Origin of the sequence: Paenibacillus sp. EZ-K15, assembly GCF_002573715.1 — a bacterium.
GTDB lineage: Bacteria > Bacillota > Bacilli > Paenibacillales > Paenibacillaceae > Paenibacillus_AQ.
Map to the genome: position 1 here is coordinate 403,015 of NZ_PDHM01000012.1, position 13,128 is coordinate 416,142.

The window sequence follows — 13,128 nt, forward strand, 5'->3', positions numbered from 1 at the left end:
AAAAGCTTTGAAGGACCCCAGTAGAAGGCGGAACCTTTCGTTTCCAGAGAGTCGGTGGGTGGTGTAAACCGATAACGAGCCCCTTTGAATTACCGTCCGGAGCTGACCGGGGGAAACAGAGCCGTGCACCTGTACGGTTGTTACAGTAGTCCGGTTCCGGGATGACAACCCGTTATGGCAATGAAGTGAAAATCCGTTCCTGAGGTAACGGATTTTAATTAGGGTGGTAACGCGAGCGCTCCTACTCGTCCCTTGGGATGAGTGGGAGCTTTTTTGCGTTCAAAATTAGAGGGAGGTGTATGGAAACATGAAATGGGATGTGTTATCGAACGTCCAGCAGCAGGAGGTGGAACGCCAGATGGAGGTGATCTCCCGTGGAGCGGTGGAGATCATTCCGGAAGAAGAGATGAGGCAGAAGGTGATGACATCGGTTGTAACCGGCGAGCCGCTGCGCGTGAAGCTGGGAATGGACCCGTCAGCGCCCGATCTTCACGTCGGGCATACCGTCGTGCTGCAGAAGCTGCGTCAGTTCCAGGAACTCGGACATGAAGTACAGCTCATCATCGGGGACTTTACTGGCAGGATCGGAGATCCGACAGGCAAATCCGAGACGCGCAAGCAGTTGTCGGAAGAGGATGTGAGGCGTCATGCGGAAACGTACAAGAAACAAATATACAAAGTATTGGATCCTGAAAAAACGAAGGTATATTACAACTCCGAGTGGCTTGCGCCGATGACTTTTGCTGATGTGGTCAGCTTATCGGCAAAGGTTACGGTGGCACGGATGCTGGAGCGAGATGATTTTACTAAACGTTACCAGGGCGGGCGTCCGATCAGCATCCACGAGTTCTTTTACCCGTTGATGCAGGGTATGGATTCCGTGGCGCTAAAGACCGATGTCGAGCTTGGGGGAACGGACCAGAAGTTTAACTTGCTGATGGGGCGAACTCTGCAGAAGGAGTATGGTACAGAGCCTCAGGTTGCGATCACGATGCCGCTTATCGAAGGACTTGACGGTATACAGAAGATGAGTAAGAGCTTGGGGAATTACATCGGTATCGATGAAGAACCAAATGAGATTTACGGTAAATCCATGTCCGTTCCGGACGAACTCATGCTTAAGTACTTCGGCTTGGCCACCGATATGGCAGGTGAGGAGGTAACCAGACTGGAGAAGGGGCTTCGGGACGGAAGCGTTCATCCCCGGGATGCCAAGATGAGTCTCTCGCACACTCTCGTTCGGATGTATCATGGGAGGGAGACTGCGGATGCCGCACAGCAGCATTTTGTGACCGTGTTCCAGCAGAAGGCACTTCCCGAAGACATTGAGGATTATATTGTACCTGAAGGAGAACTGGATGAAGGAAAGATGACACTTATCAAATTGCTGACACTGCTCGGTTTTGCCGCTTCAAATGGTGAGGCCAGACGCAGTATCCAGCAGGGGGCCGTAAAATGGAATGGAGAAAAGTGCAGCGACACCCACGATGAGATCGTTCCTCAAGACGGGGATGTGGTTCAAGTGGGCAAGCGTAAATTTGCCAGACTGAAGCTTTCTTAAGAAGATTGAACTTGCGGAGGATTCAGTTAGATATCAAAAAAAACCTGAAGGCCGAGGCCTTCAGGTTTTTTGGGTTCCGAGTTAATCTTAACGGTTGTAGAATTCGACGATTTGTTTCTCATCGATATCTTGGGAAAGTTCGGAACGTTCTGGAAGACGGATGTATTTCCCTTCCATTGCTGCTTCATCAAACTCAAGGTAAGCTGGAAGATGTACGCGGTTAGCCAAAGCTTCCTTGATGGAAGAGAGGCTGCGGCTTCTTTCACGAAGACCGATTACATCGCCAGTGCTTACAGCGTAAGAAGCGATATCGACTTTCTTGCCGTTCACAGTCACGTGACCGTGAGCTACCAATTGACGAGCACCCGCACGGGAGTTGCTGAAGCCAAGACGGTAAACCAGGTTGTCCAGACGGCTCTCAAGCAGGAACATAAAGTTCTCACCAGCGATACCTTTCATGCCAGTTGCTTTGTTAAACAGGGTTTTAAATTGCTTCTCGCCCAAGCCGTACATGTGACGCAGCTTTTGCTTTTCTTGAAGCTGCATACCGTAGTTGCTAATTTTTCTCCGTTGGTTAGGACCATGCTGACCTGGAGGGAAAGGGCGTTTAGCCAATTCTTTACCTGTACCGCTCAGGGAGATTCCCAGACGACGGCTTAATTTAAATTTAGGACCGGTGTAACGTGCCATGTTATATAGACTCCTTTTTAATTAAAGTTTCATTAGGGCTCTATTTGCGCCGTATTTGTTTGCTCTAACCGTAATCTCCGGAAGATCTGCCAGGAAAGTTCAGCCGCTGTCCTGTCAGTAACAAATAACGTGAGGGTGACACAACCCGCCCAAATTCATGGAATGCATTGCATTCTTACTCAACAATAAATATTATATGAAGTAATGATATAAAGTCAAGTTCAACCTGTAACTTACTATAACTTGGTTTTTGTCTAATTTTGTCGATAGGACCATGGACCTAAAAATATTGTGAAAAACGCATAAATTTTAATGCAAAAATGGGTAGAAAAGAGTAAGATGATATTGGATTAAGTAGTCTCATTTATCTAGTTACATATCGTAACATCTTTTTGGTGTTTATCATGACCCTCCCAATATGTTGAACAGCTGGGTTACCGCTATTCATGCGGCAGCCAAATGGATCCTTACATTATGAATCGGAACGCCAGTCTTGGATAGGCCTTTTATAATGGTGCAAAGGAGCGCCCAATATGTCAGAAGATCAACGGAAAGTGTATGAAAGCTCTCCCGGTTCTGCAGTTATGTTTAATGATGCTGGGCCAATTCCTGGAAACGAGCCGTGTTTTTGGCTTCAGAGCTTGGATATTACACCTCATGATTTCCCTTATATTCAGCCTCTCATATCAGACAGCTATCTGGAGTGGCTAAGAGAAAGCGCAGGCACACAGGCGATGAAGAAATTCAGCTGGGCCCTTCTTTCTCATGAGGGAGCTTGGCTGACAGGGGCGTCCGAAATAACGCAATACCTTAACGCAAGTGAAGATGAGACGTTATCGCTTACTTTGAACTCCAAAGAAGCCGCCCAAGGGATGGGAAAGGGTTCTTTGGAGGGAAGCGTGCTGTGCGCTGTCCCGCTCTTCACTCGAATTCATGGCGATGTATTTGCGGTGATGGTCAGTGTTTCCTCGCATGCGATGGAGCCGGAACAGTCACTTATGCTGACAGAAACTCACGCGTTATTGTTTCGTTCCTGCTTCTATCGGAAGCTGGAATACGTATTTGCCGATGATCTTGAGAAAGTCCACAACCAAGCTGAGCGTGAGGTGCACAGACGTTCCATCATGTTTCAGTATGTAAAGCGGATGCATGTGCAGATTAATGTGGACAGTGTGTTGGTGGAGGCTATCGACAGTGTTCTGGCACTGTATCCCAAGGCCAAAGTCGAATTGTTTATGTCTCAGGACCATGAGAGCGGACATCCGCTGGTGCGTCCTCTGCTGCTTCATCATTGGCAGAGAGAGGTTTATGTCCGCACATTTATGGAGGGTACCCTCACGATTGATGAACATGAGGAACCCGATTCAATCGTGGAAATCGGGATTCCCATGGGAGGCAAGCAGGGCGTTTATGGCGTGCTCCATGTCGAAGTGGACAAGTCTGAGCTGCCCGATATGGATCTGGAATTGCTCGGGATGATGGCCGATGCTGCAGGCACCGCCTTTGAGAATGCGAAACTGTACGAGCAGTCCAATCTGATGATTCATGAGCTCCGTATGATTAATGAACTGACACAGCGGTTGAACAAAAGCTTGCATTTGGCGGAGATATTTCAATTTGCCAACCATGAGCTGCTAAAGATTCTTGAGGCCGATTACTGCTGCATTTTGATTTATAACGAGGAGCTTGGCGGTCTTGAAGTGGTATCCTGCAACGCCGAATGGCTTGCCAAGGAGGTCTTTGAGAAGGATTATGGTTTGGGCGGCCTAGTCTACCATTCGAAGGAACCGCTCATCCTGTCAGACTATAACGAAGAACGTCCGGCGGAATCCCGGCTAATGGAGAGCACTCATTCCAACTCGATGATTGCTACTCCGCTTACCGTAAACGGTGAGGTGCGGGGGGTTGTCCTTCTCACCCATGCGAAGCGGCATTATTTTTCGTATGACAGCTATCGGTTGCTTCAAGCCCTGACAAGCCATATTGGTCTGGCTATCGGCAATGCCTTTCTGCATGCGGAAGTGAGAAGAATGGCGAACCGGGATATGCTGACTGAACTGTATGCGAGACATTATCTTGATGAAATGATCCATGAATGTCAGACTCGCGATTTTTGCGGTTCTCTCATTGTTGTGGATATTGATGCATTCAAGCAGGTTAATGATACGTTCGGTCACCAGCGGGGGGACAAAATTCTGAAACAGGTCAGCAGTATCGTGAAGACAACGATTCGCCACAGCGATATTCCAGCCCGCTGGGGCGGCGAGGAACTTGCCGTGTATTTGCCGGGACTCGGCATTCAGCAGGCGATGCAGGTCGCCGAACGGATTCGCATAAGGGTATCGGAAGAAACCGACCCGCGCGTAACGGTGTCCTGCGGAATTTCCGAATGGAACTGGACCAATGACAAGATTAGCGTGGAGTCCCTCTTTTATCGAGCGGATATGGCTCTTTACGAAGCGAAGAATGGCGGCCGCAACCGGATTGTCGTGGAGAGGGCCGAGGCTGAAATCGGATTAGATTAAATACCCTGCAGCTATTTAGTGGCTGCAGGGTTTTTTCTGTCATCTGCATAATGTCATGGACCGCGGATAGCCTAAGAGAAAGATCAACGAGGGGCTGATGATTATGAGAATAAGAAGATCACGGAGCGTCATCGGAATGGTTTTGTTTGTCTTTTGCTTAACCGGATGTGCCTGGCAAGATCAATTGTCTGCCGAAGAGTCGTTTAACCGCGCCCTGTCGGGGCTGTCTGGCGTTGATAATTTCTCATTTCGGGGAGAAGCGGCGATTCGGAGCGGAGAAAACGGACCGTTTCAGCAAAGTTTAGCATTTGAAGGCAATCTGCAGCATCATACGGATCTGACACTATCCTCAAGGAACAAGGGCACAACCATACCTAATGATAAGGATAAGGTATCTGCCGATTCGGTATATCAAGCGGATGGACTTACCGTGTCCCTGAAGCGCAAGGAAGGCAAGTGGAGCACGCTCTCATCAGGACATGTCGAGGAAATGTGGATAACCCGCTTGAATCCGCTAGAACTGCTGGAGTATATCGGAAATTCGGAGAAGACGGTGACCCAGGAGTTGGGGGCGGCAAGAGGAACCAAGGTGCTGCGCATCGAGCTGTCTCCCGAGGCGGCAGCCCATATGGTCTATGGATCGCTGGATAAGCAGATGAAGACGCTGGCGGAACGGATCGAACGCAAAGGGGATCCGCTGTACAGTGAAGATCCGAAGGTACGCAAACGACTGAAGGCCGTGTGGGAGCGGGACTATAATGAAATGAAGAGCATGTTGAGCAAGGCGGACACTGTTTCGGTTTCTCATGTAACGATTAACAAAAAAAAACAGCTTCCTACCAAACTGACTATGGAACGAACGTTGTTTTTTGTTGATGAACAAGGCAAAACCCGCACGGAAACGCTGCTGTCCGATGTTACATTTACTGGTTATTGAAGGGATCGCCATGAAAATTTTTTTAACGATGAACGCTGACTTAAGGCTGTTCGCATGCTACAATAATGAATAAATTTACCGCTGTTCAATTCATAACGTAGGGAACAGTCATCATAAGGAGGATATGACATATGCGTGATCCCAGAATTCAAAAATTGGCTCAAAATCTCGTGAACTATTCGGTAGATATGCAGCCGGGCGAAAATGTGCTCATCGAAATGATTGGATCGGAGCGCGATCTGCTGAATGCCATCATTGAGGAGGTTTCGAATCAAGGTGGCCGCCCGTTCGTGCAATTGACAGATCGCACGGTTCAACGTGCCATGCTGAAGAACGCAAATAAGGAGCAGCTTGAGCTGTGGGCTGAGCTGGATCTTGAGCGAATGAAGAAAATGGATTGTTACATCGGTATCCGCGCAGGCGAGAACGTCAACGATATGGCTGACGTGCCTGAGGAAAACATGAAGCTGTATAATGCACTTTATTCGCACCCCGTACATAGCGAAGAGCGCGTCAAGCGTACGAAGTGGGTGGTTCTCCGCTATCCGAACGCCAGCATGGCGCAGCTTGCCAACACCAGCACCGAGGCGTTTGAGGATTTCTACTTCGATGTGTGCAATCTGGATTACTCCAAAATGGACCGCGCCCAGGATCCTTTGGCCGAGCTGATGAGAAAGACCGACAAGGTTCGCATCGTGGGACCGGGAACGGATCTCAGCTTCTCGATCAAAAACATCGGTGCGGAGAAATGCTCCGGTCAGAAAAACATTCCGGATGGCGAGGTATATACAGCGCCTGTTCGTGATTCAGTTAACGGAACAATCGCTTACAATACACCGACTCTCTACAATGGCGTAACCTTCGAGAATATTAAATTCCGCTTTGAAAACGGGAAAATTGTTGAAGCAACCGGCAGCGACACCAAACGTTTGAACGAGATTTTGGATGCGGATGAAGGTGCAAGACATATCGGCGAATTTGCCATCGGCTTCAACCCATACATTTTGACACCGATGAAAGATATTCTGTTTGATGAGAAAATCGCCGGAAGCCTGCATTTTACGCCAGGTCAAGCATATGATGTAACAGACAACGGCAATCGTTCCTCGATTCACTGGGATCTCGTTTTGATCCAGCGTCCGGAGTACGGCGGCGGGGAAATCTACTTTGATGATCGCTTGATTCGGAAGGATGGTATATTTGTTATTCCAGAACTGGCAGCGTTAAATCCGGAAAATCTTAAATAGATTGGAAAAAATGTTGCATAAGAAAACGGATTCAATGTATCATGAAGGTGCAGTGATGAGCTTTATTCAGATCCTAAAGTTACGGAGGGATTCGTATGTCCAATAACAATCAATCTATCGTAGAAATTTCGCAAACCGCTAGCCAGTTCTCATCCTCCATCGTTTTGCAGGCCGAGAACAAGTACATTGATGTTAAGAGCATCTTGGGTCTGTTCACAACGCTTGTCAACAGCCAAAGCTATGAACTGCATGTTCATGGACCTGATGCTGATGCAGCTAAAAAAGCAATGATCGACGTATTCACCAAGCATGGTTTGAATGTATCCGTCGTGGCTGAATAACAGTCGCCAAAAACACCCTTCCATAGAATGGAAGGGTGTTTTTTCGTAGAGAAAGGGTCTATTTTGTTCAGGTCCTTGTATTGAGAAACGATTTCGACTAATATTAAAGGTAGTAACTGTGCTGTGATTTTTGACATAGGGGGGAAGATCATGACTTCATCTGATTTACAGGAACAGCTGAATTTAAAAGCGATCAGTCTTCTTCATGAAGATGCAGATAAAATCCTAAAGCTTATTGAAGTACAGATGGAGAATCTGGCGACCCGTTATTGCCCTCTCTATGAGGAAGTGCTGGATACCCAAATGTACGGTTTTTCAAAAGAGGTTGATTTCGCGGTGCGGGCCGGGCTTCTTCCGGAAAGTACGGGAAAGCAGCTGATCAGCAAGCTTGAACGCAATCTGGCGGTCCTGTACGAAGCCATGAATCAATCCAAATAGCCTGTATTCGTACAGGCGCATACATAGAGAAACGCATGTCGCACTCAGGCGGCATGCGTTTTTTTCTTGTGAATTATCGCACACGTTGTAGGCAGCTGTGTGGGCTTACCTTTCCTTACATTACATTTAGACGAGGAAGAACGAGACGCCCAGTATGACGTATACGGCGAGCAGCAGAAGGCCCTCATACCAGTTAGATGCACCGTCTTGCGTAATGGATCTGGCAATGAATACGGCGACACCGATAGCAACCAGCTCCAGCGTGGTAAACACGAGATCCATCGTATCCCCAAGGAAGAAGCTGATGAACACGAGCACGGGAGCAACAAACAGGGCAATCTGCAGGCTGCTGCCGACGGCAATTTCAACGGCGGCGCCGATTTTGTTCTTCATGGCGAGCATAATGGCTGCACTGTGCTCGGCTGCGTTACCGATAATCGCTACAAGGAATGCCCCGATAAACAGCTCGCTGAGGCCATACTCGTGGCTGATAGGCTCAAGCACCCCGACAAGCCATTCACTGACAAATGCAACCATCACCGTAGCGACAACGAGGTACAGTATTGAGCGTTTCTTGGACCAGATGGGACCGTGCTCATGCGGCAGCGCATCCTGATCATTATCGTCGCTGACATCCGCCAAATAGTTCTTGTGGGTGATCATCGAGAACCCCAGCCATGCGATGTAGGCCACGATAAGAATTCCCGCCACAATGAGGCTGAGCGTCTTGGTCTCACTCTCCGTAATGGAGTGGGTATTCAGAAAGACAGCAGGGATAAACAGCGCAATAATCGCCAGTGTCATCAGGGATCCGTTCAGACCTGCCAGCGTCACGTTGTATTTTTGGATTTTAAATTTGAGGCCCCCGGCAAACAGGCTGAGTCCGAGGACGAGCAGCAGGTTGCCAATAATGGAGCCGGTGATGCTTGCTTTCACCATATCGTACAAGCCTTCCTTGATCAGCAGGATGGCAATGATCAGCTCCGCCGCGTTACCGAAGGTGGCGTTCAGGAATCCACCGAGCCGTTGACCGGCGTAATGCGCGACGCTTTCGGTTGCTTTGCCAAGGAAACCGGCGACAAAAATAACTGAGATGGCAGACAGAATGAATTGGAGCGTGAAGTTCCAATTCGCAAAATGCCCCAGCGCACTAAGCAAAAAAGTGAAGATGAGCAGCGCGGGGTTTAGCCATTTTTTCATAATCGACACCTACCTTATGGTTTATGTATTGATGAGTTCTTGCGAGCGGAAACGACGATTCTCGTATCGCTTTTTACAATATACCCAAATTTTTCGGAAAATTATCCTTCTTTTCAGAAAGGAGCATTTGCTTTTTAGGCCCGTTACCATTTACAATAACGGATAATGAGGTGAAGGAGGAAATGGCATGACGGAACAACTTCAACTGGATAACGGTTTGATTCGAATATCGGATGATGTCGTCTCGAAAATTGCCGGATTGGCTGCCTTGGAAACCCCAGGTATTGCAGCAATGTCCGGTGGATTGTCCGAGGGCTGGGCTAAGCGACTGAGCGGCAAAAATGTGCAAAAGGGTGTTACCGTAGAAGTAGGTCAGCTGGAAGCGGCGATTGACCTGCGGATTATCGTGCTTTATGAGACACCTATACATGAAGTGTGCCGCATGCTTCAACAGAATGTCCGCGAAGCTGTCGAGAGCATGACAGGACTTCGTGTGGTTGAGGTCAATGTGAAGGTCGAAGGCGTAGCTTTTAAAGACGATGAAATCGACGATATTCAGCTTCGAGCCAAATAAGACGTACCATAGGGGATTCGTTCCCCGCTGATGATGAAAAAAACCGAGAAAAAAGACTACCCGATTGCCCGGTAGTCTTTTTTAATTACGGATTTAACTTGCTCCTCTTTCATCGGACGGTTGCTGTCCCTGGATATGCTAAGCACGATTCCCATGCTCAGCATCATAACCAGCAGCGAGGATCCGCCATAACTGATGAATGGGAGGGTAACGCCCGTTATCGGGATGGTATTGGTAACCCCACCGATATTGATGAAGGCCTGTATGGCGATTAGTCCCATGATGCCGACGCCGGTCAAGGTTCCGAACGGATCCGAGCAGCGAAGCGACACAATGATCCCTCGCAGGATAAAGTATAAGTAGAGCAGGAGGAATATCGCAGTTCCGATAAAACCGAATTCTTCGCCGATGACCGAAAAGATAAAGTCATTGTAAGGATTCGGCAGGTAATGAAGCTTCTGCACGCTCTCCCCGTAACCAGCTCCAGTGACACCGCCCTGTCCGATGGCGATCAGCGATTGCACCAAATTGTAGCCCGTGTCCGACTCATCGTGGAACGGGTCCATGAAAGCCTCGATCCGGCCCATCTTGTAGTTCTTGGAAGCCTGCTCCTGATCTCCGCTGGAGTTAAAGAGTGCACCGACGCCCAGAGTGAGTACCAGGCCAAGCGCGACAAGCGAGATACATCCCAGGATATGCTTGAGGCTGGCGCCGCCAGCATAGATCAGCAGCCCGCTCGTAGCCACGAGGATGAAGCAGGAGCCTAAATCCGGCTGAAGCATGATAAGTCCCGCTACGACCCCTACAATAATGAGTACGGGGAAGAAACCGCCCTTCCATTGACGGATTCGTTCCCCTTTTTTGGTAATCAGCGCTGCCAGATAGACAATGGTCGCAATTTTGGCCAGTTCGGTCGGCTGGATGCCGAATTTCCCCAGGTTAAACCAGCTTGTGGCTCCGTTGGTTGCGGAACCGATGATCACCACAAGAATCAGCAGCATCAAGGTTAGAAAAAACACCGGTATGAATAGCTGCTTGTATTTCTTATAGTTGATATTCATGGCAACAAACATAACCAACGTGCCAAGGACGGCAAACGCGACTTGCCGCTTCGTAAAATGCAGCGGATCGTTATTGAATTTTTCATTGAAAACGGCCAAGCTGGAGCTGGAACTGAACACCATGATCAGTCCGAATCCCACTAACAGCAAGGTAAGGATCAGCAGTTGAAAATCAGGCGTCCCTCTCTTCGGCTGAGGTTTGGTCGTATTCATAATGTTCGACCTTACGCTTCCAGAAGAGCTTTGAGCTCTTGAAGCTTCTTGGTAGCCACATTCATAACGGGCTGTGGAGCCATGGATTCATACTCAAGTCCGTGCGGGAACGTGGCTCTACCCAGGTATACCGCTTCGATTTTGAGGATGGCGTCCGGTTTTTCGAGCTTGCCTTCAACAGCGCGGGTGTTAATGCGCAGGAAGTATTCAGCCTGATTTTTTTTATCTTCGATTTTCAAGTCATATGTAGCGCGGTAGTATTCCCACTGCCAACGAATGAAGCCTACTTTCTCGGCACATTCATCAAGGTAAGCTAAATCGCTGTGCAATCCGTCCAAGCCTGTATTTTCAAAAATCATGTGGTTGTAACCCCCTTAATAGTCCTTGCAAAGTTCTTTAATATGATAGTATGTTTCAGGAACTTGTGCAAGCCTGTACGGCCCGTCACGCTTCAATTGAGACCTTTTATCCAGGGTGAGATTTTGATAACGACAGGCATTCTTCTTTTCTGCTAAAATAAATGGAAGTGAAAACGCTGTGAAATGTACGCTTTCCATCCTGGTGGTTATATATTCATAGGACTTCACTTTAAGCGAAGGGTGGATATGGCCGATGAATCGCGTCGTTTACCGCACGGATTATTATGTAGTGGAAGAGAACGGGCAGAAGGAAATTGTCGTGATTGACCGGATTCCGGAATCGGCAGCGGTTGTGGCCGTTCATCAAGGGTATCTGCTCTTGGTATGCCAGCACCGGGAAGCGGTTCATGAGATCACCTGGGAGCTCCCCGGCGGAACGGTGAAACCGGGTGAGGAACGGAAGCTTGCCGTGAAGCGGGAGCTTGAGGAAGAGGCAGGCGTGCTGTGCAAGGACCTGTCCTACATGGGCAGTGCTTATCCGATGGCTTCTCTGGCCAACCGGAACGTTCATTTTTATTTCACCGACGATTTGAAGGTGTCCGGCAGCCAAGAGTCGAATCAAGATGAGGACGAAGATGTTAGAGCTGTGTGGGTCCCGCTCAGGGATGTATATCGCAAGATCAAGGAAGGCGGCCGAATGGATGCCATGGTTGGGCACGGACTGCTGCTGAGCAAGCTTTACGGATTTCTTGCGATCGATTGAGCCGCATATGGCGGGGGAGGATGATGGAACTTGACGAAGGAAGCATTTTGGGAACAATGGTATCCACGGATGGTGGAGTGGCGTCGTCATTTACATATGCACCCGGAACTTTCATTCCAGGAGAAGGAAACTTCGACATTTATAGCAACCCGGCTGCAGGAGCTTGGCTTGGAGGTCAAGACAGGTGTGGGCGGGCATGGCGTTATAGGAATTCTAAAAGGGGATAAACCTGGCAGGACTGCTGTGCTACGTTCCGACATGGATGCGCTGCCGATTGAAGACGGCAAGAGCTGCGAGTACAAATCTCGGGTGCAAGGCGTGATGCACGCTTGCGGGCATGATGGGCATACCTCCATGCTGCTGGGGGCCGCTGCTTATTACAGCACGTATCCGGAAGAAGTTCGGGGCGAAATCCGTTTTATGTTCCAGCCGGCGGAGGAAGTCTGTCCCGGCGGTGCGATAGAGATGATCAAGGATGGAGCGCTTGACGGAGCCGACGTCGTTTATGGTCTCCACTTATGGACGCCGTTTCCGGTAGGGACCGCAGCGAGCGCGCCGGGTCCGCTGATGGCTGCGGCGGATGAGTTTTTCATTGATATTACAGGGCGCGGGGGACATGGCGGTATGCCGCATGTGACAGCCGATGCTCTGGTAGCGGGGGCAGCGCTTGTTATGCAGCTCCAAACCATTGTAAGCCGCACGGTAGATCCACTGCAGCCTGCCGTGGTTACGGTAGGAACGATGCAGGCCGGAACGGCGCAAAACGTAATTGCTTCCTCTTGCCGGATCACGGGAACGGTGCGCACCTTTGACGAACCTACCCGGACATTGATCCGGGAGCGGATCGAACATATGACCCGGACGGTTTCGGAAACCTACGGCACGAAGGCAGCGGTCCGATATCTCGTCGGTTATCCACCCTTGGTGAATGATGAGACCGAAACCGCGCGGTTCTTCCGTACGGCACCGAAAGTATTCGAAGCGGATCAGGTCAAGGTCTCGCCCAAACTGATGCCAGCGGAGGATTTTGCTTATTACTTGATGGAAATTCCAGGCTGCTTCATTTTTGTTGGAGCCGGTAACCCGGACAAGGGGGCAATCTATCCGCATCATCACCCGATGTTCGACTTTGATGAAGATGCTATGCGTTATGGGGCGAAGCTGCTGGTCGAGATGGTGTCGAGTTATCAGAACGGGGACTAGACTTTAAGAAAATCGC

Annotated in this window: 13 protein-coding genes and 1 other annotated feature (1 of these 14 only partly in view); of the genes, 9 read left to right on the forward strand and 4 right to left on the reverse strand. The window is 49.3% G+C overall.

The features are described 5' to 3' along the window. Positions 1-256, forward strand: a binding site (T-box leader) (it extends 2 nt beyond the left edge of the window). A 51-nt stretch (positions 257-307) separates the two neighbouring features. Beyond that, positions 308-1,561, forward strand: coding sequence for a tyrosine--tRNA ligase (tyrS, locus tag CRG97_RS09880; RefSeq protein WP_098742813.1), 1,254 nt, complete (start codon positions 308-310; stop codon positions 1,559-1,561). Positions 1,562-1,648: 87 nt separating this feature from the next. On the opposite strand, the gene rpsD is transcribed toward tyrS, so the two are convergent. Further along, the gene (gene rpsD, locus CRG97_RS09885) at positions 1,649-2,251 is read right to left on the reverse strand and encodes a 30S ribosomal protein S4 (protein WP_076320710.1); all 603 of its coding nucleotides are present in this window, start codon (positions 2,249-2,251) and stop codon (positions 1,649-1,651) included. Between the two features lie 533 nt (positions 2,252-2,784). Between rpsD and CRG97_RS09890 the strand changes: the two genes are divergently transcribed. The 5 genes from CRG97_RS09890 (at position 2,785) to CRG97_RS09910 (ending at position 7,739) form a co-directional block, all read left to right on the forward strand. After that, complete coding sequence (locus CRG97_RS09890; protein WP_098742814.1) at positions 2,785-4,776, forward strand: sensor domain-containing diguanylate cyclase; 1,992 nt, start codon at positions 2,785-2,787, stop codon at positions 4,774-4,776. 103 nt (positions 4,777-4,879) lie between these two features. After that, complete coding sequence (locus CRG97_RS09895) at positions 4,880-5,713, forward strand: hypothetical protein (protein WP_098742815.1); 834 nt, start codon at positions 4,880-4,882, stop codon at positions 5,711-5,713. A gap of 131 nt (positions 5,714-5,844) precedes the next feature. Beyond that, on the forward strand, positions 5,845-6,960 hold the full coding sequence (locus tag CRG97_RS09900; protein ID WP_098742816.1) for an aminopeptidase: 1,116 nt from the start codon (positions 5,845-5,847) through the stop codon (positions 6,958-6,960). A 95-nt stretch (positions 6,961-7,055) separates the two neighbouring features. Beyond that, entirely contained in the window at positions 7,056-7,301 is a 246-nt protein-coding gene (locus CRG97_RS09905; RefSeq protein ID WP_071223684.1) for an HPr family phosphocarrier protein, read from the forward strand. Positions 7,302-7,451: 150 nt separating this feature from the next. Further along, positions 7,452-7,739 (forward strand): Fpa/YlaN family protein, encoded by a 288-nt coding sequence (locus CRG97_RS09910; RefSeq protein WP_009589686.1) that lies wholly within the window; start codon positions 7,452-7,454, stop codon positions 7,737-7,739. A gap of 126 nt (positions 7,740-7,865) precedes the next feature. Here CRG97_RS09910 and cax read toward each other — a convergent pair whose 3' ends face one another. Then, positions 7,866-8,939, reverse strand: a complete 1,074-nt coding sequence (cax, locus tag CRG97_RS09915; protein WP_098742817.1) for a calcium/proton exchanger — start codon at positions 8,937-8,939, stop codon at positions 7,866-7,868. Between the two features lie 187 nt (positions 8,940-9,126). Between cax and CRG97_RS09920 the strand changes: the two genes are divergently transcribed. Continuing rightward, positions 9,127-9,513: an Asp23/Gls24 family envelope stress response protein gene (locus CRG97_RS09920; RefSeq protein WP_009589611.1), complete on the forward strand. Its 387-nt coding sequence runs from the start codon at positions 9,127-9,129 to the stop codon at positions 9,511-9,513. A gap of 56 nt (positions 9,514-9,569) precedes the next feature. Here the strand turns inward: CRG97_RS09920 and ftsW are convergent, their stop codons facing one another. Further along, positions 9,570-10,787, reverse strand: coding sequence for a putative lipid II flippase FtsW (gene ftsW, locus CRG97_RS09925; protein WP_098742818.1), 1,218 nt, complete (start codon positions 10,785-10,787; stop codon positions 9,570-9,572). A gap of 11 nt (positions 10,788-10,798) precedes the next feature. Further along, the gene (locus CRG97_RS09930) at positions 10,799-11,146 is read right to left on the reverse strand and encodes a YugN family protein (protein ID WP_076320716.1); all 348 of its coding nucleotides are present in this window, start codon (positions 11,144-11,146) and stop codon (positions 10,799-10,801) included. Positions 11,147-11,399: 253 nt separating this feature from the next. On the opposite strand from CRG97_RS09930, the gene CRG97_RS09935 reads away from it, so the two are divergent. Together CRG97_RS09935 and CRG97_RS09940 are read left to right on the forward strand one after the other, a co-directional pair. After that, positions 11,400-11,909: an NUDIX hydrolase gene (locus CRG97_RS09935; protein WP_098742819.1), complete on the forward strand. Its 510-nt coding sequence runs from the start codon at positions 11,400-11,402 to the stop codon at positions 11,907-11,909. Positions 11,910-11,939: 30 nt separating this feature from the next. Further along, positions 11,940-13,112 (forward strand): M20 family metallopeptidase, encoded by a 1,173-nt coding sequence (locus tag CRG97_RS09940; protein ID WP_098742820.1) that lies wholly within the window; start codon positions 11,940-11,942, stop codon positions 13,110-13,112. Positions 13,113-13,128: the final 16 nt, after the last annotated feature.